General features: G+C 41.0%; 23 protein-coding genes. All 23 read right to left on the bottom strand.

The window, feature by feature from the left end; genetic code table 11:
• Positions 1 to 6: 6 nt before the first annotated feature.
• The 23 genes from PQ477_RS18960 to spoIVA all read right to left on the bottom strand — a co-directional run bounded on the left by PQ477_RS18960 (position 7) and on the right by spoIVA (position 20,115).
• On the bottom strand, positions 7 to 474 hold the full coding sequence (locus tag PQ477_RS18960) for a YpiF family protein (RefSeq protein ID WP_144559061.1): 468 nt from the start codon (positions 472 to 474) through the stop codon (positions 7 to 9).
• Between the two features lie 60 nt (positions 475 to 534).
• Positions 535 to 1,083 (bottom strand): ReoY family proteolytic degradation factor, encoded by a 549-nt coding sequence (locus PQ477_RS18965; RefSeq protein WP_035398383.1) that lies wholly within the window; start codon positions 1,081 to 1,083, stop codon positions 535 to 537.
• Between the two features lie 114 nt (positions 1,084 to 1,197).
• Positions 1,198 to 2,451, bottom strand: a complete 1,254-nt coding sequence (locus PQ477_RS18970; RefSeq protein ID WP_274272695.1) for a tetratricopeptide repeat protein — start codon at positions 2,449 to 2,451, stop codon at positions 1,198 to 1,200.
• 279 nt (positions 2,452 to 2,730) lie between these two features.
• On the bottom strand, positions 2,731 to 3,822 hold the full coding sequence (locus PQ477_RS18975; protein WP_144559064.1) for a prephenate dehydrogenase: 1,092 nt from the start codon (positions 3,820 to 3,822) through the stop codon (positions 2,731 to 2,733).
• A 26-nt stretch (positions 3,823 to 3,848) separates the two neighbouring features.
• Positions 3,849 to 4,946 (bottom strand): histidinol-phosphate transaminase, encoded by a 1,098-nt coding sequence (gene hisC, locus PQ477_RS18980; RefSeq protein ID WP_274272696.1) that lies wholly within the window; start codon positions 4,944 to 4,946, stop codon positions 3,849 to 3,851.
• Between the two features lie 68 nt (positions 4,947 to 5,014).
• The gene (trpA, locus tag PQ477_RS18985; protein ID WP_060705329.1) at positions 5,015 to 5,824 is read right to left on the bottom strand and encodes a tryptophan synthase subunit alpha; all 810 of its coding nucleotides are present in this window, start codon (positions 5,822 to 5,824) and stop codon (positions 5,015 to 5,017) included.
• Entirely contained in the window at positions 5,817 to 7,019 is a 1,203-nt protein-coding gene (gene trpB, locus PQ477_RS18990; RefSeq protein WP_274272697.1) for a tryptophan synthase subunit beta, read from the bottom strand. The genes trpA and trpB overlap by 8 nt, the downstream gene beginning before the upstream one ends.
• Entirely contained in the window at positions 7,016 to 7,645 is a 630-nt protein-coding gene (locus PQ477_RS18995; protein ID WP_274272698.1) for a phosphoribosylanthranilate isomerase, read from the bottom strand. The genes trpB and PQ477_RS18995 overlap by 4 nt, the downstream gene beginning before the upstream one ends.
• On the bottom strand, positions 7,642 to 8,409 hold the full coding sequence (trpC, locus tag PQ477_RS19000; protein ID WP_060705331.1) for an indole-3-glycerol phosphate synthase TrpC: 768 nt from the start codon (positions 8,407 to 8,409) through the stop codon (positions 7,642 to 7,644). The genes PQ477_RS18995 and trpC overlap by 4 nt, the downstream gene beginning before the upstream one ends.
• Complete coding sequence (trpD, locus tag PQ477_RS19005; RefSeq protein ID WP_060705332.1) at positions 8,402 to 9,427, bottom strand: anthranilate phosphoribosyltransferase; 1,026 nt, start codon at positions 9,425 to 9,427, stop codon at positions 8,402 to 8,404. Before trpD ends, trpC begins: the two co-directional genes overlap by 8 nt.
• Positions 9,420 to 9,602, bottom strand: a complete 183-nt coding sequence (locus PQ477_RS19010; RefSeq protein WP_035398591.1) for a hypothetical protein — start codon at positions 9,600 to 9,602, stop codon at positions 9,420 to 9,422. Before PQ477_RS19010 ends, trpD begins: the two co-directional genes overlap by 8 nt.
• Positions 9,603 to 9,809: 207 nt before the next feature.
• A complete protein-coding gene (aroH, locus tag PQ477_RS19015; protein WP_035398593.1) occupies positions 9,810 to 10,178 on the bottom strand; it encodes a chorismate mutase in 369 nt (122 codons plus the stop codon).
• Between the two features lie 2 nt (positions 10,179 to 10,180).
• Complete coding sequence (aroB, locus tag PQ477_RS19020; protein ID WP_274272699.1) at positions 10,181 to 11,260, bottom strand: 3-dehydroquinate synthase; 1,080 nt, start codon at positions 11,258 to 11,260, stop codon at positions 10,181 to 10,183.
• The gene (gene aroC / locus PQ477_RS19025; RefSeq protein WP_144559070.1) at positions 11,260 to 12,432 is read right to left on the bottom strand and encodes a chorismate synthase; all 1,173 of its coding nucleotides are present in this window, start codon (positions 12,430 to 12,432) and stop codon (positions 11,260 to 11,262) included. The genes aroB and aroC overlap by 1 nt, the downstream gene beginning before the upstream one ends.
• 81 nt (positions 12,433 to 12,513) lie before the next feature.
• Positions 12,514 to 13,302, bottom strand: coding sequence for a CheR family methyltransferase (locus PQ477_RS19030; RefSeq protein ID WP_035398595.1), 789 nt, complete (start codon positions 13,300 to 13,302; stop codon positions 12,514 to 12,516).
• Between the two features lie 161 nt (positions 13,303 to 13,463).
• On the bottom strand, positions 13,464 to 13,907 hold the full coding sequence (ndk, locus tag PQ477_RS19035; RefSeq protein WP_144560481.1) for a nucleoside-diphosphate kinase: 444 nt from the start codon (positions 13,905 to 13,907) through the stop codon (positions 13,464 to 13,466).
• Between the two features lie 199 nt (positions 13,908 to 14,106).
• Positions 14,107 to 15,078 (bottom strand): heptaprenyl diphosphate synthase component II, encoded by a 972-nt coding sequence (gene hepT, locus PQ477_RS19040; protein ID WP_035398598.1) that lies wholly within the window; start codon positions 15,076 to 15,078, stop codon positions 14,107 to 14,109.
• Positions 15,079 to 15,250: 172 nt separating this feature from the next.
• Positions 15,251 to 16,138: a UbiA-like polyprenyltransferase gene (locus PQ477_RS19045; protein WP_035398600.1), complete on the bottom strand. Its 888-nt coding sequence runs from the start codon at positions 16,136 to 16,138 to the stop codon at positions 15,251 to 15,253.
• 15 nt (positions 16,139 to 16,153) lie between these two features.
• Positions 16,154 to 16,870, bottom strand: a complete 717-nt coding sequence (locus tag PQ477_RS19050; protein ID WP_144559073.1) for a demethylmenaquinone methyltransferase — start codon at positions 16,868 to 16,870, stop codon at positions 16,154 to 16,156.
• Positions 16,867 to 17,568, bottom strand: coding sequence for a heptaprenyl diphosphate synthase component 1 (locus tag PQ477_RS19055; RefSeq protein ID WP_274272700.1), 702 nt, complete (start codon positions 17,566 to 17,568; stop codon positions 16,867 to 16,869). Before PQ477_RS19055 ends, PQ477_RS19050 begins: the two co-directional genes overlap by 4 nt.
• 88 nt (positions 17,569 to 17,656) lie before the next feature.
• A complete protein-coding gene (gene mtrB, locus PQ477_RS19060; RefSeq protein ID WP_035398739.1) occupies positions 17,657 to 17,878 on the bottom strand; it encodes a trp RNA-binding attenuation protein MtrB in 222 nt (73 codons plus the stop codon).
• Positions 17,879 to 17,972: 94 nt separating this feature from the next.
• Positions 17,973 to 18,527: a GTP cyclohydrolase I FolE gene (gene folE / locus PQ477_RS19065; RefSeq protein WP_060705336.1), complete on the bottom strand. Its 555-nt coding sequence runs from the start codon at positions 18,525 to 18,527 to the stop codon at positions 17,973 to 17,975.
• 109 nt (positions 18,528 to 18,636) lie between these two features.
• The gene (gene spoIVA / locus PQ477_RS19070; protein ID WP_060705337.1) at positions 18,637 to 20,115 is read right to left on the bottom strand and encodes a stage IV sporulation protein A; all 1,479 of its coding nucleotides are present in this window, start codon (positions 20,113 to 20,115) and stop codon (positions 18,637 to 18,639) included.
• Between the last annotated feature and the right edge of the window lie 193 nt (positions 20,116 to 20,308).

The raw sequence follows: 20,308 nt of genomic DNA on the forward strand, positions 1-20,308 counted from the left end.
GCGCTTTCAGCGTTTTTTTTGCCATAACCCCGTAATTAACGGTAAAATTTGTTGCATTTGATCATCCATGACTTTTTTTCTGTTTTTTTGTTCAATGTATTCAAGAGCAATTGATGGTACGTACACCAATTGTAACGGCTCTAATGCTTGTTCATCCTGCTTCCAATTCGCATCTGATGTTAGCAAAATCATGTAGTTGAATCCAGCGCCCTCTAATTCCGTCTGCCAAAGGTGTAGCCGCTCTTTTTTCCCTTCGGCTGATTCGGTATCATGATAGCTAAATGGTGGGAACAGCATAACCCGTCCTCGAAATTGACGTTCCATTTCCTCACTCAAAATTGTTGTAAATTCAGTCGCTTGAATGGTTGACTTAATATCTGCCGTTAACGATACTTTCACAAGGGGTACAATGGCTGTATCAACATAATCTCGGGATTGTAAATACGTATCGGTGTCTTCGGTTCTAAAGCGCATCTGACCACTTCCTTCCTCTTTTCTAGTATACCAAAAAAAACAGAGCCTTCGGGCTCTGTTTTAGGAGTTTTTTAATAAATGATTTAGTTTTTCTGTTAAGGCGAGAAACGCGTCTTTATCATGCGCATCTAACGCTTGATTAATTTCCTCATTTATTTTTTTTAACTGAAATTGGCGAATGCTTTCTGTTAAAACAACATCAGCCTCTGTTTCAAACCGTTGCTTTCGTTCTTTTGTTTCCGGTAAATACGGGTTGTCTTCAAGAACCGCTAGGTACTGCGCATGAAGTTCTTGGTCTTTAAAATGAAGTTCAATGTAAATCTCTTCCGTATGATTTAAGCGAATATCATGAAACGCTTTTTCACAGTCTGTTGTCACGTGATGCTGCTTTCGAAACGAAAATGGAACTGTGTCGATCCCTTGAGCAGAAATAACAAGTGCCTTTGGTGTTTCATCAGAACGATCTAAAAAATGAACTCGTTCCATTAAGCTATCATCGTTCATTAAATAATTTAGCAACCAAGCACACTCACGGCGTTTTAATTGATGTCGTTTGAGGAAACTACGCAAAAAAGACTTTTTATCCATTACAGGAATAATGCTACCCAATTGCTTTCTCCCCTTTCCTTTTATAAAAGCACCAAAAAAGATTCTCTTGTACTTTTCGCCTTAAGATACAGCATTCCCTTTTCTATCGACTTGAATTCTTTTCAACAAATCTTGTCATTCCTCGTGTTGGAGCTGGTCAATAAGCTCGATTAAGTCTGTTCTTGTCGGATCAACGTATAGCGCTTGTCTAAAGAACACAGCTGCTTTTTGACGTTTTCCTTCTTCTAAGAGAAAGTAGCCATATTCAATTAAAAAGTCAGCATCTTCCTTAAAAAACGGTTCCGCTTCTTCATATAATAGACGGGCTTCTTCATACGATTCCAATTGTGCTTTAGCAAAAGCGTGGTACCACGTTAGTACAGGATCATGTTCACCATGCTCTTGTACATATTCAATAAGCTCTTGTAGCTCTTCTGCTCTTTCTTCTTCCTTCAATAATGCAGCAAGTGCTTGTATGCTAGTCATATTTGAAGGGTTTAACGCCAAAGCTTGTCGAAAGTATTGCTCAGCACCGACGAGGTCATTCATTTTTGTCAACACTTGACCAGCCATCATTGGGAGTTGGTCATTAAATTCATCCATTCGAATACCATCTTTCAACGTCTCAAATGCCTCATCTAAACGATTTTCAGCCTCATATGCTTTTGCAAGTGGCACATAAACACTTGTAAAATCCGCATCTAAACTTTTTACCGCACCGAGCTGTTCAATAACAACTGGATAATCACCTTGTTGATAAGCAGTAAACCCAAAGCTGAATAACTGATCAGGCGTCATTTTATTTGTTTCCTGTTGATGATACAAATGCAAGGCCTCTTCAAATTGACCATTTCCGCTATATGCTTCTGCCAATGATAATCCAACGTTCACTTCACCTAATTGAGCATGAAGAGATTGTTTTAAATACGGAATCGCCTTATTGTATGCCCCTTGATTTAAATAGAATTCACCTAGCGCATAAATAAGGATCATTTCTTCAGGGTCTTTTTGCAAGGCGGCAAGTAACTTCTGTTCGGCAACTTCATCAAGAGCTTGCAATTGATACAAATCGGCAAGCAATAGTTGTGCTTGTACGAAGCTGTCATCTTTTACGCCAACTTCTAATAGTAATTCAATGGCTGCATCCTCTTGATCTTCGTCAATCATCATTTCCGCTGAAAGAATGGCTAAAGAGCCTTCATCTGGATAAAGTGACCGAAGTTCTTCCACAATGGTTCGTGCTTCACGAATGTGCCCAAGTTCGTAATAGAGCTCAGCCACTTCAAACCGAATTTGGTGGTTGTCTGATAGAGCATGTTCAGCTAAATACGCTAAAGCAGCTTCAATGTTTCCAGCCTCTATTTTAGAAAAAACATGTTCTTTCAACATAAATGTTCTTGCTCCTTTTCGTAACAAACGATATATGTTTATTTTATATGATCGCTCGTCGCAGGGGCAACCTTTCTGTTTCAGAAAAAAAACAAAAGATTTTTATGAATAGTATTGACTTTGTAAGCGTTTTCTTTTATTATCTAATTAGCGTATGGTTTCTCTCCACTCCTATCCATACATTTTAGCTTTTATAGCTAAACCCCCTTGAAAACGTAAGCGTTTTCAAGGGGGTTTTTTTTATACAAGCGCCTGACCTACTTGACCAGACGCTTGTCACTATTGTTCGTAAATTTGATAATGCCGTTCCATTAGGACCGTCCGAGCGTGAGTTCGATCTTCTTCCGAGCGGAAGCTCAAACGTAAAACACCCATAATATCTTCTCTTGCCTCGAGAATTCGAATGTTGGTCAGATGAATTTTATTTTCTGCAAGGACATAGGTAACATCCGAAACGACTCCGAGATGATCCGGAACATCCACATATAAGTCGTAAAATGCCGGAATTGCCCCGCGAGACTTCTGCGGTAAACCTTCACGAACCTGACGGGCTCCTGCAAAGAAATGATAGATGCTCTCATGATCCTCGTTTTCAATTAATTCACGTATGCCATCCATATCTTGCTGCCACTCATTCATTAATCGAATCATTTCTTCTTTATTATGTACTAAAATATCACGCCACATAATAGGGCTTGCTGAGGCAATTCTTGTAATGTCTTTAAAACCTCCAGCAGCAAGTGCAGTCACTTGATCATCTGTTGCTTGCATCTTTTCAAGTTGATGTACGAGTCCAGCTGCTACAATGTGAGGAAAGTGGCTGACAACACCAACAAGTCGATCGTGTCGCTTTGCATCTAGTTCAATAAATCGCGCCTTCGTCAATTTTAGAATATTTTTCAATGAAATCAATTCATCCCGAGACGTCTCTGCGGTTGGTGTTAAAAGATAGAACGCATTTTCAAATAAATGTTCTTGTGCTGCCGTAACACCAGACTTATGCGAGCCAGCCATCGGATGTCCACCAATAAAGCACACAGATGGTAACAGTCGCTCTGCTTGCTCGACGATTGTTCGTTTCGTCGAGCCTACATCTGTTAAGATGACGCCTTTTTTCAGTGCCATCGTACTTAGCTGTTCCATAATCTTTATTGTCACACCAACTGGCGTGGCAATAATAATGACGTCCGCACGTTCAGCACCATCCTGTAAACGTGTCACACGCTCATCAATAACCCCTAATTGATGTGCCATATTCGTTTCGTCCTCTGAAATATCATAGCCTAGCCGGTGAAAGGTTGAATCATTTTTCAAAGCAAGGGACAATGAGCCCCCAATTAGGCCCATACCAATGATAAAGATGTTCGTCATGCTGTGGTCCTCCCTGCACTACTTCATTAAGTTTTCCATGTGTTAAATATGGCCGGTGCCACTTTCAAAAAAGCATCATTTTCTTCCTTACTACCAATAGAAATCCGAATTCCAGTTGGATAACCTAATGCTTCACCGGATCGAAGAATAAACCCTTTTTCAAGAAACGCCTGAAAAAGTTGATTCCCTGGAATACTTGTTTCAACTAGAAGAAAATTGGTTTCGGACGGATAAACGAAGAAACCCTCCTCTTCAAAATAAGTTCTTAAACGCTGCCTCTCTTGCTCGTTCTTTTCTTTGCATAATTGAATAAACCCTTCGTCTTCCAATGCAGCCAGAGCTGCTTGATGTGCTATCGCATTATTATTAAACGGAGGTCTAATAGGGTCAATCGCTTGCGCCACGCTTTCACTCGCAATACCATAGCCTACTCGTAAACCAGCCAATCCGTATGCTTTGGAAAACGTACGTAACACAACTAGCTGCGGATAAGCAGAAAGCAGCGATACGCTATCAGGATAATCAGCCATTGTCACATATTCGTAGTAAGCCTCGTCTGAAACGACTAAGCACTCTTTAGGAACACGATCTAAAAAGTGGACAAACGCTTCCCGACTTAACGCAACACCGTTAGGATTATTTGGATTGCACACCCAAACGATGCGCGTTTGCTCGTTAATCGCTGCAAGCATCGCTTCTAAGTCATGATTTCCACTGTTTGTAACTGGAATCTCAACAATTTCAGCGGCTTCAATAGTTGCATTTAATTTATATTGTGAAAAAGAAGGCGTAGCCATAACCGTATTGGTATCAGCCGATAAAAACCCTCGACATAGAAATTGTATGACTTCATCGGATCCATTGCCTAGAATAATTTGCTTTTCACTTACTTGATGTTTTGTTGCTAAAGCTTCCCGCAGCTCCGTTCCGTAGCCATCGGGATAAATAGCCGTTTCACTCGCAATCGTGGCGATTCTCTCAGCCACTTTTGGTGACGCACCATACGGATTTTCGTTTGATGCCATTTTTATAACATGATCTAATCCATATTCGCGCTTCACCTCAGCAATTGGTTTGCCTGGTGCATACGCAGGTAGACCACGAATTTGTTTCTTAACGAGCATGTCCACACCTACTTTCGATAATCTTACTAGTTATCCTACGAAAAAAGAGCTTCTTCTTCAACATTCTTTTAATAAGAGGCCGTATTTATTCCTTGAAGCTCACCAATATACTGTTCAATCTCAGCAAGCGCTGCTTCTTTTTCTCTTTTGCTTAAAAGTCGTTCTCCACGCTTTTCAATCTCTTTCACAATCGCACTCCCAATCACAACTCCATCAGCATACTGTTGGATAGCATCTACTTGCTCACGTTTATGAATACCGAATCCAACAACACAAGGAACTTGAGCATGCTGCTTTACTGTCTGAATAAAACGTTTTAAATCAGCAGGCAACTGATCACGAGCGCCCGTTACGCCTGTCGTTGATACACAATATAAAAAGCCGCTTGCAGATGAAGCAATCTTTTTTATTCGTTCTCTAGAAGTTGGAGCTACCATTGAAATAAAAGACAAGCCGTTTGCTTTACATAGTGATGCCAACGTCTGTGCTTCTTCAAAAGGTAAATCCGGAACGAGTACACCGTCTACTTCAAAGGTCGACGCCTGTTCTACAAATGTTTCAAATCCGTATTGATAAAGAGGATTCGCATACGTAAACAAAATAATGGGTACATGCACACCTTTTTTTCGGGCCAGTGGAATCATTTCTAAAATTTGCGGCAAGGTCGTTCCTGCCTGGATTGCTCGAATAGAAGCAGCTTGTATCGTGGGGCCATCCGCTAAAGGATCAGAGTAGGGCACACCTAATTCAATGACATCGGCCCCTTGCTTTTGTAATGAAAGCAATAGCGCAATCGTCACGTCAAGAGAAGGATCTCCTGCTGTAATAAATGGAATAAACAAATCATCCTTTTGTAACGCTTGGGTTAGTCTATTCATGAGCGGATTCTCCTTCGACGTTTTTATAAATGGTATGCATGTCTTTGTCACCACGACCGGACAAACAAATTAAAATCGTTTCTTTTTTACCTGCTTTACTTTGTTTAATCGCTTGAGCAACAGCATGTGCTGATTCCAAAGCACAAATAATGCCCTCGTGTTCAGCAAGCATACGCAAAGCAGAGAGGGCATCTTCATCGGTTACCGCTTCATACGTAACGCGACCTGAATCTGCTAGATACGCATGCTCCGGACCAATTCCAGGATAATCAAGTCCAGCTGAAATAGAATAGGGCTCTATAATTTGACCTACCTCGTCTTGCAGTAAATACGTTAATGAACCGTGAATGATTCCTTTTGTTCCTTTTGTTAACGTTGCAGCGTGATGAGGAGAATGGACGCCGAGGCCAGCTGCCTCAACACCGACTAATGAAACATCGTCTTCGATAAACGGATAAAACATCCCAATCGCATTACTTCCTCCACCGACGCATGCAATAATGGTATCCGGAAATTCACCATAATCAGTAAGCATCTGCTCTTTTGCCTCGTCGCCAATGATCCGTTGAAATTGGCGAACCATTTTTGGGTAAGGGTGAGGACCAACGACAGAACCGATAATGTAAAACGTATCGTCAGCATTGGTTACCCAGTGCCGAATCGCTTCATTTGTAGCATCTTTTAATGTTTTACTTCCGCTTGTCGCTGGGATAACTTTCGCACCAAGAAGCTCCATTCGAAACACATTTAACTGCTGTCGCTCCATATCCGTTTCACCCATATAAATTAAACAGTCCATGCCAAATTTCGCAGCTACGGTTGCGGTCGCTACACCATGCTGGCCAGCACCTGTTTCAGCAACAATTTTCTTTTTACCCATTCGTTTGGCTAACAGTACTTGCCCGAGAGCATTATTTAGCTTGTGTGCGCCTGTGTGTACTAGATCTTCTCGCTTTAAATAAATGGAGACATTCCCTAGTGCTTTACTTAGCTGATCGGCAAATGTGATCGGAGTTTTTCGGCCTGCATAATTTGTTAACAATGTTGTTAATTCACTTGTAAACGCAGGGTCCGCTAATGCTTCATCCAAAGCCGCCTCTAATTCCTCAAGTGCACTCATAATTGTCTCTGGCACATATTGTCCACCATACTCGCCGAAACGACCTTGCTCAGTTGGATAAAGATTTGTTTTCATCTCTCGATCACCTCTTCAAGCTCTTCTATTGCCCGTATATTTTTTCGTCCGTTGCGCTCTATTCCGCTCGATAAATCTAAGCCAAACACGTTATATTGTTGTGCATCTTGAATATTTTCTTTTTTTATTCCACCAGCAATAAACAGAGGCGTTTCATATCGATTTGCAACTTGTATAAATGTAGGAATGCGTTCCCAATCAAATGTTTGCCCCGTTCCACCCCACGCTTGTGTGCTTTTTGTATCTAACAAAAGACCATCTACGTAAGGAGCATAACGATGAAGCTGCTCAACAGTACTATCATCAACATGGATCGCTTTCCAAAGTTCAATAGTTGGATAAGCATGTCGAACAGCTTTAACACTCTCCACGGACTCACTTCCATGAAGTTGAAGAACGTGGAAGATGTTCGCTTCAAAAAGGGGTTTTATTTGTTCTATTGTTGCATTTACAACAAGCGCAACATTTTTCTTTTCATGAGGAACAGACTGATTCCAATGCATCACATCATCAAGAAGTACTTGACGTTTACTTTTTGCAAAAACATAACCAATGTAATCACACAATGAGTGAGCGACAACTTCTAGATCTTCTTTCGATTGAATCCCACAATATTTCGTCTTCATTCCACTGTCCGCTCACTTGCAAACAAACTTTCAATGGCTTTAGAACGATCCGTCGCTTTCATTAATGTCTCACCCATTAACACACCATGAACACCTAGTCTCTTTAAATAAGTAAGGTCTTCTTTTGTACGAATGCCACTTTCTGATACAAGAACCGATTCTTGTGAGAGCGATGGTAAAATTAATTCCGTCTGTTTAATGTTCGTTTGAAACGTTTTTAAATTCCGGTTATTCACACCAACGATTTCTGGCTTTATATACTGAAGCAATGTTTGCGCTTCTTGTTCATCATGTACCTCTACTAGGCATTCAAGCCCTAATTCATATGCTTGTTCATAGAGCTCTCGTAGCTGGCTGTATTCAATAACACCTGCAATCAGCAAGATTGCATCCGCTCCGAGTCGATAGGACTCTTCAACTTGCTTCGCATCAATGATGAAGTCTTTGCGCAAAACCGGAAGATTAACCGTGTCTTTTACTTGCTTGATATATTCTTTCTTCCCTTTAAAATAGGGATAATCGGTTAGCACACTAATAGCAGACGCACCAGCAGCTTGATACGATAGCGCAATACGTTTTACATCGAGGGTTTCAACCAAAAGACCTTTAGACGGAGACGCTTGTTTAATTTCTGCAATTAAACCGAGGTCATAAGTAGATTGAAGCAGGGCTTGTTTTAAACTCGTTCGCTTTACCGCTACAGGAGCTGGCATTTCTAACACACGCACTTCTTCTTTTTTAGTTGCAATAATCTGATCAAGCATGTTTTATCCCTCTCTTCTTTGATTGCAGCGAGGTCAAATAAAGTTGTGATTGCCCATTTTCAATTGCCCGCCTTGCCTCTTCAACACCAACTTGAATAGAAGATACGTAATCACCTGCATACAACGCAACACCTGCATTAAACGCTACAATATTAGTTGCTGCTTGCGGAGCTTCATTCCGGAGTACCTGATGAATTAAAGCAGCACTCTCAGCAGGGGTTTGTACACGGATGGATGCTAACGAACTACGGGTAAAACCAACATCTTCAGGCTTTATAGTATTGGCATGAATCTCATCTTGCTTCACATCAACAAGGTACGTTTCACCATGAATGGCACATTCATCAAGTCCATCTGCACCACTAACAACAACGGAGTGGGTTGTACCGAGTCGTTGTAATACGTGTCCAAATTGATCAGCGGTTGCCCGGCTATTTACTCCTACTAACTGGTGTTTTGCACCAGCTGGATTTGTTAACGGTCCTAAAAGATTAAAAATACTTCGAAAGCCTAGCTCTTTTCTCGTTTTCATTACGTGTTTCATAGAAGGATGATACAAAGGAGCAAACATAAAGCATAGTGACTGCTCTGTTAGCATATTTGCTGCTTCCGTCACCGATGTTTGAATATCAATATTAAGCGCTTCAAACACATCTGCACTTCCTGTTTTTGAAGACACAGAACGATTTCCATGCTTCGTCACAGGTATGTTCATTGATCCAAGAACAATTGCTGTTGCAGTGGAAATGTTAAAGGTACCAAGCCCGTCACCACCTGTTCCACATGTATCAATTGTCCGTTCTAGATGAATAGGAAATGGTTCAGCCATTCCCCGCATTGCCCGCGCAAAGCCAACAAGTTCATCTGTTGTTTCTCCTCTAAATCGGAGCAACGTCATAAAGCTAGCAATCTGGCTATCTGCTAATCGCCCATGCATGATTTCGCCCATAAGCAACTCTGCTTCTTGTTCACTTAATGTACCATTGTCTAAGCAGCGGTGTAACATCGCTTTAATCATGGCATACACCTGCATTTCGGATAAGGTGATCCCTACATACATAATAAAAACGAGACATAAAATTGGATAAAGGAATAACAGAAGGATGAAGCATTGTCGACTTTTGCTTACCGATTTGCTTCTTACGTGTTGTGCGTTTAATTACTTGAACATTAAGGGGATTTATTTTCTTCATTTACCACTCACTCCTTGTGATGTGAAAATGAAGAGCGGTTGGAGGATTGACGCATCTCCAAATACATTTATAGGAAGGGTTCTTTACTTCGTCTACATTCTCTCCGCTCTGCTCATTCTCAACTAATCTCTACTCTAAACTCTACTCATCTAATCTTGCTTGCACGTAGTCTAACGCAAAAAACCACTGACGTCAACCCATTATCACCTAGCCCTTTTGCAAGAGGTCTGGACGAAGCGTTATCGCCTCATTTAAGAAAGTATGACGAACATCTCGCTGATCCTGCTCCGTGTGAGCCGTCATCATAATCCGAATACAACGCGACAAACTTCCTTTCACAGGTATTTCCTGAGCGCACATAACTGGTACGAAATCAAAACCATTTAAATGACGTAAAGCTTTAGCTGGGAAGCAAGCATCAATGTCGTTTGTTACGGTAACAAGCACTTGCGCAATTTGTTCAGGCTTAATGTCATTATCCGCTACCATTTTTCGGAGCAAGCGCTCGGTCTCACGTTCAATTTCTGCTGCTTCATTTTTTTCAACTGTCGTCGCCCCACGAATGCCTCGCATCATAATTAATGGCCTCCTTTTTCTACTGTCAATTCCGCTACTAGCTCTTCTGCAGTAATTGGTTCAATTGTCGCTTTACCTAGTGCACTTAATAAAACGTAATGAAGCGTACCGTGACGCGCTTTTTTATCTTTCATCATTTGTGAAAGCAAATCGGTTATCTCTAGCGAAGACGGGATTTGAACGGTATAGCCAAGAGATTGAAACCACGCTATATACCGATCAGAAGCAAGATCAATGTTGTGCTTACGCTCACTAAGCTTTAATGCAAAAGCCATTCCGATCAGAACGGCTTCACCGTGGGTCACAGCACCATAGCCTAACTCTGCTTCAATTGCATGACCTAGCGTATGCCCAAAATTCAACACACCACGAATACCCAGCTCTTGTTCATCCTGCTGCACAATGCGCGCTTTTAACGCTACGGCTCTTTCAATCATACGTACGAGCGACTCGCCTTCGATGGACGTGAGCGAGTCAACTTCCTCTTCTAGCCATGTTAAGAAGTCCCTATCCGCAATAAAAGCCATCTTGACTATTTCAGCAAAGCCTGAACGCCATTCTTTTTCAGGAAGCGTTTGTAGAAGCTGAGGATCATAGAGGACAAGTTCCGGCTGGTGAAACAATCCCACCATATTTTTGCCTTTCTCTAAATTAATGGCTACTTTACCACCAACACTTGAATCATGTGCCAATAACGTCGTCGGTACTTGTACAAAAGAAATGCCACGCATATAGGTACCGGCTACAAACCCAGCTAAATCTCCTATGACACCACCACCAAATGCGATGATGACAGATGAGCGATCGAGCTGATATTCGAAGCAGTCATTTAACAAACGCTCGTATTGCGCAAATGATTTTGACTGTTCCCCACTAGGAACAACAGACACATGTACAGCTGTCTGCGTAAACGTTTGGAGAAACGATTCAAGATAATGTGTCGCAACCTGTTCATCAACAATAAGCATGTAACGAGAAGCTGGGGCCACTTTTTCAATAATCGATCCGGCTTGATTTAGCACACCTTGTTCAATTACCACATCATAGGTCTTTTTGTCTGTACATACATTGACTTTCATCATTAAAATAGCCTTGCTTTTTCATTGTGTCGCTCTATCGCTGCTTGAAGGTCCGAAAGTTGATCTGCCGGAAACGTATCTAGTAAGCTACTTGCAATTTCCCATGCCACGACATTTTCGCACACAACTGAAGCAGCTGGCACTGCGCAACTATCAGATCGCTCGACACCTGCATCAAACGCCTCTTTGGAATCAATATCGACACTTTTAAGTGGTTTATATAAGGTTGGGATTGGCTTCATGACACCTTTTACAACGACTGGCATACCGTTTGTCATTCCACCTTCAAAGCCACCTAGACGGTTTGTTTTTCGGCTATAGCCTGTTTGTTCATCCCAAATGATTTCATCATGAACTTGACTACCAGGTTTTCGCGCTGCTTCAAACCCTAAACCGATCTCAACACCTTTAAAGGCATTTATGCTCATGACAGCTCCAGCAATTTTCCCATCTAGTTTACGATCATAATGAACATGGCTCCCTAACCCAATTGGCAACCCTTCAACGACTACTTCAACGACGCCACCAATACTATCACCGTCTTGTTTTGCTTGATCAATTGCCGCCATCATTTTCGTGCCTGCTTCGTCATCAAGGCATCGGACTGGAGATGCTTCAGACCGTTCTTGAATTGTTTGAATGGAAAGCGACTCTTCCACATTTGCTTCGATACCACCGATTATTCTAACGTGACCAGCTACTTCAACTCCAAGCGCCCGTAAAATAACTTTCGCAAGCGCCCCACAAGCGACTCGAACCGTTGTCTCTCTCGCTGAAGAACGCTCTAATACGTCACGCATGTCACGATGACCGTATTTTATTGCTCCATTCAAATCTGCATGACCTGGCCGTGGTCGTGTTAAGCGACGTCTCATTTTTTCTTCTTCTTCTTTTGAAATGGGAGCTGACCCCATAATTTTTGTCCAGTTTTTCCAATCATTATTTTCAACAACGAACGTAATCGGAGCCCCTGTTGTATAGCCGTGTCGAACGCCGCTCATAATCTTCACTTGATCCTTTTCGATTTGCATCCGGCGTCCTCGACCATATCCACCTTGCCTGCGAGAAAGTTCCCGATTAATATCCTCTTCCACCAGGCGGATTTGAGCCGGAACACCTTCTATAATTGTAGTTAATTGCGGCCCGTGGGATTCACCAGCTGTAAGAAATCTCATTATGTCCACTCCTTCTACCAATTGCTTTATCACTTTTACGCGCTAAATTATATTCGATTATACCAACTATGACGCAATTTTTCAATTTGTTTTCTGATAAAAAAAAGGAGCTATTGCTTTTAATCCATATGTATGAGGGTGAAAAATTTGCTCTGTACTCCCTACAAACAGAAGTCCCCCCTCTTTTAAAGCATCACTTAGCTTCCGGAAAATGCGTTCTTTCGTTTCTTCAGTAAAGTAAATGCATACATTTCGACAAATAACCATATCCATCTGTTTTGGGAAAGCATCATGGATTAAATCCAACGTAGAAAATGACACCATATCTTTTATCTCATCTACGACGCAAAAATCAGACTCTTCCTTTTGAAAGAAGCGATTTAGCATCTCTTCTTCCATAACGGTTTTTGCTGCTTGCGTCGAATAACGACCTTTTTTCGCTTTTAGAATCATCTGTCCATCTAAGTCTGTTGCTTGTAGCTGATTAGACACTAGTGGTAACTCATGTCGCTTACAGAGCATCGCTACTGTATAGGCTTCCTCTCCTGAGGAACACGCGGCGCTCCAAATGGCCAATGGTTTTTTTGTCAGTGCGTGACGAGCAGCTAGCCAATCCGCTACACGTTCCCAGCGATCTGCATTTCGAAAGAAAGATGTTACATTAATAGTCATTTTTTCTTTACATTCAGATAAAAGATCTGGGTTTTCTTTTAGCGCTTCTCCATATGCCTTCATGCTGCTCATTCCATGCTTCACACTCAATGTGCGCAAACGGCGTTCCATTTGTGAGCGTTTATACGCTTGCAAGCGGATGCCTGTTAAGGTTGCGAAAAGATCAGAAAAGGCTTCATAATCATCTTGATACTGCATATTCAAACGCTCCATCTCTCTCATTTTACCTAATAGTGTACCACGAAAATGCTTTAATCGGGTACAAGCGTCCTTCAAAAGGATGCAGCATACCATAATAAAAAGGTACGAAAGGATGAAAAGACATCCTCCCGTACCTCTTTAACGCTTGTGAATGATGCTTACACCCAAACGTTTGTATTTTTTTCATATGTTGATAGCTCTTCTTCAGAAAAGAATATGCCAATTTCACGATCAGCACTTTCAGTTGAATCAGAACCATGGATCACATTCATACCAACTTGAATTGCATAATCTCCACGAATAGAGCCTGGTGTTGCCTCAGCTGGATTCGTCGCTCCGATTAAATGGCGAGAAATTTTCACAACTTGTTCGCCTTCCCAAACCATTGCAAACACTGGACCAGATGTAATAAAAGTAACGAGCTCATTAAAAAAGGGCTTTTCACGGTGTTCACCATAATGAGTCTCAGCTGTTTCTTTGCTTAATGTTACAAGTTTCCCTGCTACAAGTTTAAATCCTTTTTGCTCAAAACGAGAAACAATTTGTCCGATTAAATTACGTTGAACTCCATCAGGCTTAATCATCACATATGTACGTTCCAACATTCCAACCCCACTTTATTTAGTTTATTCGGTAACTCTTTTAGTATAGCAAATGAAGTAAGCGCTAACAATAAAAAATAGCGAAAATATTCGTTTTTCCTCGTACGTTGACACTTTTCTAGTAAAGGGAATATTCCTACTATTATCCATAAAAAAACCGGATAAGTGATGCTCACAACCGGTTTTTTTATTAAGCTACTTAATACTTCCGTCGACCTATATAAGCAGCAACCTGCTTTAAATGGGTCTTCGCCTCGCAATTAGGAAATTCATTAAGCAACGCATATGCTTTGCTTAAGTAGCGATCACTTAAGTCTTGGGCATATTCAATTCCGCCAGAGTTGCGTACGTCATTCAAAAACGGTTCCATCGTTATCGTTTTAGCTGTTTCTTTCGTCAATTCTTCTCTAAGCTTTTCTTTAAACGATGGATTCGTATCCATAGCATATAATGCAGGAAGCGTTACATTCCCTTGACGTAAATCCCCGCCAGCTGGTTTTCCTAACTGTTCTTTCGTGCCTACAAAATCTAATATATCATCCATTATTTGATAAGACATTCCGAGGAAATAAGCGAAATAATACATTTGTTGTTGGAGCTCTTCTTCTACATCAGCTGCAATAGCACCTAACTGAGAGCTAACTGCAATTAAAAGAGCTGTTTTTCGTTTAATCCGTCTAAAGTATGTGCGAATGGTTTGATCCCAGTTATACTGATCTCGAATTTGTTCGACTTCGCCAAGACACATTTGATGCATTGCATCCGAAATGATCACATGCACACGCTTATCTTGAAACGCTTTCGTTGTTTCAATTGCGTGTCCAAAAATATAATCTCCCGTATACATGGCAACACGGTTATCCCATCTTGCCATAACCGTTTCATTTCCTCTTCTTAATGAAGCATTATCAATCACATCGTCATGAACTAAAGAACCCATATGAATTAACTCTAATGATGCAGCGATATGCTTTAACTTCTCTAAATCGTAGTTTCCAAACTTTCCAGCCAAAAGAACAAGAACTGGGCGAATTCTTTTACCACCCGCCTTTAAGAGATCAGTCGACGCTTCGTTTAAAACTGGGTGTTTAGCTGAAAGCGTACGTTCCAGTATGGATTCAATGTATTCAATATCGGTTTGAAACTCTTTATATATTTCTGCTAACTTCATGAACGCCACCCTTATGCAGCCTAAAAGTCTGCTCGTTTTATAAATGGTTTTTTCTTCTTTCTCACTAGTGAAGGTTATACGGGATGGTTGCAATCACCTCAAAATCGATGCTATTCACATGATAGAGGCAGGTTATTTCATTCTTTTCTAAACGTCTTCGTCAGCTAGCTTCCTAAAAAAAACGTAGCAACAGCATATCGACAAAAGCGAAGGCAAACAGCATGACGGAAAGCGTGCCATTCATTGGAAAAAAGGCCAGTTGCACTTTAGATAAATCATCTTTCTTCACTATGGAGTGCTGATAAATCATAATAATGCCTGCGACAAGAACGCCGATTAAATAAAGCCAACTAAGTGGAGAATAGAAAAAGAGTAAAACAAAAAAAAGAAAACTTACAACGTGAAAGCCCCTCGCAATTAAAAGCGCTTTCGCGACCCCAAAGCGACTTGGAATTGAATACAATCCGTTTGAAGCGTCATAGTCGGCATCCTGAGTGGCATAAACGGTATCAAAACCAGCTAACCAAAAAAGGACGGCACCGAACAATAACATTGGCATCAATGATAGTTCACCTGTAACGGCTACCCAGCCACCAAGTGGTGCAATCCCAATTGTCACACCAAGTACGACATGGCATAACCATGTAAATCGTTTCGTGTAAGAGTAGAATACGAGAAAAAATACAGCAATTGGCAATAGATAAACAGATAACAGGTTAAGATTAAACGCAGCAAGGAAAAGAAGGGCAAACGATACGGCAATAAAGATCCATACATCTGCTTTTGAAAGTAATCCAGCTGGTATTTCACGATTCGCTGTTCTTGGATTATGTTTATCGATTGTAGCGTCAATCACACGATTTAACGACATCGCTGCACTTCGAGCCCCGATCATTGCAATCGTCACCCAAAACCATTGTACAAACGTTGGAAAGTGTCCGTTCATTACGAGACTACCTAATAACATGGCAAAAAAAGCAAATGGAAGGGCAAAAATCGTATGTTCGATTTTTATCATTCGCATAAATGTTTTTGTTTTTGATCCTACTGCTGTTCCCATTAACGAAAACTCCTTCTACGAGTCCTTTTGCGGCTTTTGTCCTAAGTGCATAGAGGCAACACCGCCAGTATAACTCTTTACTTCAACGTTTATCATGCCTGCTTCACGAAACATACTGGCTAACTTCTCTCGGTTAGGAAATTCTAACGTTGATTCATGTAACCACGCGTATTCATCGTATTTTTTAACTAACAGTTTGCCAGCAAGAGGCATGACATGTTTAAAGTAAAAGAAATAGAGTTGTTTAAAACCTGGAATCGTCGGCTGAGATGTTTCCAGACACACAATCCTTCCACCTGGCTTCGTTACACGAACCATTTCCTTCAGGACTCGCATATAATCCGGCACATTTCGAAGCCCAAACCCAATTGTGACATAGTCAAACGTATTTTCTTCGAACGGTAAATCCATAGCGTTCCCCTGAATCAGTTCAATGTTTTTTACGCCGTATTGCTTTACTTTTTCTTTTCCAACTTCTAGCATGTTTTCACTAAAGTCCAGACCAACTACCCGTCCATCGTCTCCAACAGCTTCACTTAAAGCAATGGACCAATCAGCTGTTCCACAGCAAACATCTAGAGCAGAATCGTTTTTTTGAACAGCCATTCGTTTCATCGTATCTTTACGCCATGCTTTATGCCGTTGCAAACTAATGACAGAGTTCATCATGTCATATCTCTTATGAATAGACTGAAAAACGCTATGTACGCGCTCTTCCTTAGACTGACTCATGTTGTAAGCCTCCCACAAAAAAACTGATCGAGAATATCATTACGTTGGCTATTAAGAAGTGGCTGTAATGATTGCTCAGCTCGAACAAGCATCGTGCGTAACACATTGGTTTCTTCTTCATCAACGGTCGTTCGTAACTGCCTCTTGACTCTTTTCGTTAAAAAGAACGTTTCAAGTCGCTTTACGAACGTTTCGTCAGCCTCTTTTTGAATAATTCTTAGTAAAAGCAAAGCATCGACTGCTGCTTTTTGATCATAGAATGCCTTTGCTGTTAACGACTTGTCCATGTAATGAGCCATTTTCAATTCATAAATCTCTTGAAGTGTGCTTCCAAATAACTCAACCATATCGACTGCATTCACGCCTGCTAACGATTGATAGTAACGAGCACTATAAAAATCCCCAGCCAGAACATTTAGCTGCCTTCTCTTTTTCAGACGATCGTCGTCCTCATTATGTAAAGAAACAAGATCATGAATCATGACACCAGCATGAACAAAGCCCCAAGCCAACGATATGGCCAGAGCTCGTTCTCCTGGCTCCACTTCACGAATGAGTTGGTAAGCAAGCCACAATTCATCTTGATCCGGTCGCGTGTCGTCAATATATTGTTGTAAATAATCATGTCGCACGAGTTGGTCAAAATGCTGTTTTAATTCAGTAGCAGTTGAAATATCGACCGCTCCTTTTTCTCTCATACAAACTTTCCTTTCTTTCGCCTGCTATACAGATGATCTTTATCAAGTATAGCACAGCAACCATTCATAAACACTACATCCCGCTAATTTACTCTTCATCTGTGTCCATTGTACCGTGACTTGTTTGAATAACAGCTTTTCCTCTTATTTTCACCGCAGAAGTGTGCTCTGTAAATTGTCCAATCATTACTTCACCTTTGTCAAGCTTTTCTGAGTGATGAAAGCGGGTGTCAGAACCACGTGTTAACCCAATTACTTGCACACCATTTTCCCTTGCTTTAATAACAAAAAAATCAGCACTTTGACTCATCTTTTTCCCTCCATTTATTAAATAACTAACGTCGTACAAGAATAAATAAGGCCGAATTATCGTTTATAAGCTTTATTTTTACGTTAGAATATACTCAAATAAGTGATAATACTTCTTGTCTTGCTATTGCGTCGTCTTTAAAAACACCTCGCACAGCCGTTGTAACCGTCTTAGAACCAGGCTTTTTAATGCCTCTCATTGACATACACATATGTTCAGCTGACACTATTACCATTACACCTTTTGCTCCTAATGTTTCTTCAAGTGCGTCAGCAAGTGTTTTCGTCATTCTCTCCTGAACTTGCGGCTGTCTTGCAATACCATCTACGGTTCGCGCAAGTTTGCTAAGTCCTGTTACTTTTCCTTCATTTGGAAGATAGGCAATATGAGCTTTTCCGTAAAAAGGAACTAAATGATGCTCACACATGGAATAAAACGTTATATCCTTAACAAGCACAAGCTCTTCGTGATCTTCTGTAAAAACAGTTTGCAAGTGAGTTTTTGGATCCTCGCGTAACCCACTAAACATTTCTTCATACATTTTCGCAACGCGTCTTGGTGTATCAATAAGCCCTTCTCTCTCTGGGTCTTCACCTACTGCCTCTAAAATCATTCTTACTGCGGTTTCTATTTTATGTTGATCAACCATTCTTGTCCCTCCATCATCTTGCTATCCACTTATAATCTCTTATAAAGATTAGCAAAACTATCGAGGAAAAGCAAAAAGAACTCACTCCAAAGGGAGAGAGTTCTTTTATTCACAAAATAATCGCAATTAATCCACCAGAACCTTCGTTAATAATCCGCTCTAGCGTTTCTTGTAACTTATAACGCGCATTTTCTGGCATTAGAGATAGCTTTGCCGAAATTCCCTCGCGAACAATGGAATTAAGTGATCGCCCGAAAATGTCAGAATTCCAAATGGAAAGTGGATTCTCTTCAAAGTCTTGCATGAGATAGCGAACGAGTTCTTCACTTTGCTTTTCTGTGCCGATAATTGGAGCAAACTCTGATTCCACATCTACTTTCACCATATGAATGGACGGTGCTACAGCTTTTAAACGAACACCGAAGCGAGACCCTTGACGAATAATTTCAGGTTCATCTAAACTCATGTCAGCTAGTGACGGTGCCGCAATGCCATAACCTGTTTGTTTAACCATACGCAGTGCATCAGCCACTTGATCATACTCGGTTTTTGCATGAGCAAAGTCTTGCATAAGCGATAAAAGATGATCCTTACCACGAATTTCTACACCGACAACTTCTTTTAATACTTGATCGTACAGCTCATCCGGGGCATACAAATCAATTTCAGCAATACCTTGCCCCATCTCTATACCAGCTAGTTTGGCTTGATCGATAAATTCGAGTTCTGTAAATTGGCTAACAACCCGATCAACGTCTCGTAAACGTTTGATATCTTTAACCGTTTCACGAACCGACTCTTCATAACTTTCTCGAAGCCAATGGTCGTTTTTAAGTACCATTACCCAGCTAGGTAAATTCACATTCACTTCATGTACTGGGAACTCAAATAAAACTTCTCTTAAGACGCTATTAATATCGTGCTCGTTCATGCCTTCAATACTCATAGCCAGTACCGGAATATCGTATTCTTCTGAAAGCGAAGACCGTAGCTGCTCTGTCTCTGGGTGATGTGGTCTTACACTGTTAACAATCATTATAAACGGTTTGCCAACTTCTTTTAGTTCTTCAACAACTCTTGATTCTGATTCAACATAATCGCTCCTTGGAATGTCACCAATTGTCCCATCAGTTGTTACAACAACACCAAGAGTAGAGTGTTCTTGAATCACTTTTCTCGTTCCAATTTCTGCTGCTTCTTGAAATGGAATCGGTTCTTCATACCAAGGTGTATGAATCATGCGAGGTCCATTTTCATCTTCGTAACCTTTCGCTCCAGGAACGGCGTAACCAACACAGTCCACGAGGCGAATATTTACATCAAGCCCTTCATCGACATGGATGGAAACAGCTTGGTTTGGTACAAATTTTGGCTCCGTCGTCATGATTTGCTTACCTGCTGCGGACTGTGGAAGCTCATCTTGAGCCCTGCTCTTATCTGCTTCATTTTCAATGTTTGGAAGCACCACAAGTTCCATAAATTTTTTAATAAAGGTCGATTTTCCCGTGCGAACCGCTCCAACGACTCCGAGATAAATGTCGCCACCAGTTCGCTCCGCGATATCTTTGAAGATATCTACTTTTTCCAACAAGATCATTCCCCTCCCGGTCAAGTAAAATATGATGCAGCCGAGTCTTATACCTCTAACCACTACCAATTCTATGACATTGTCCTATTAATATGACTGACTACGGTGAATATTTTTCTGCATCCACTCTTGAAAGGGGAGACGATAAAGATAATGCCCCTTCCAATTCTATCTTACGAGCGGAAGGGGCAAA

Source organism: Shouchella hunanensis (genome assembly GCF_028735875.1).
GTDB lineage: Bacteria > Bacillota > Bacilli > Bacillales > Bacillaceae_D > Shouchella > Shouchella hunanensis.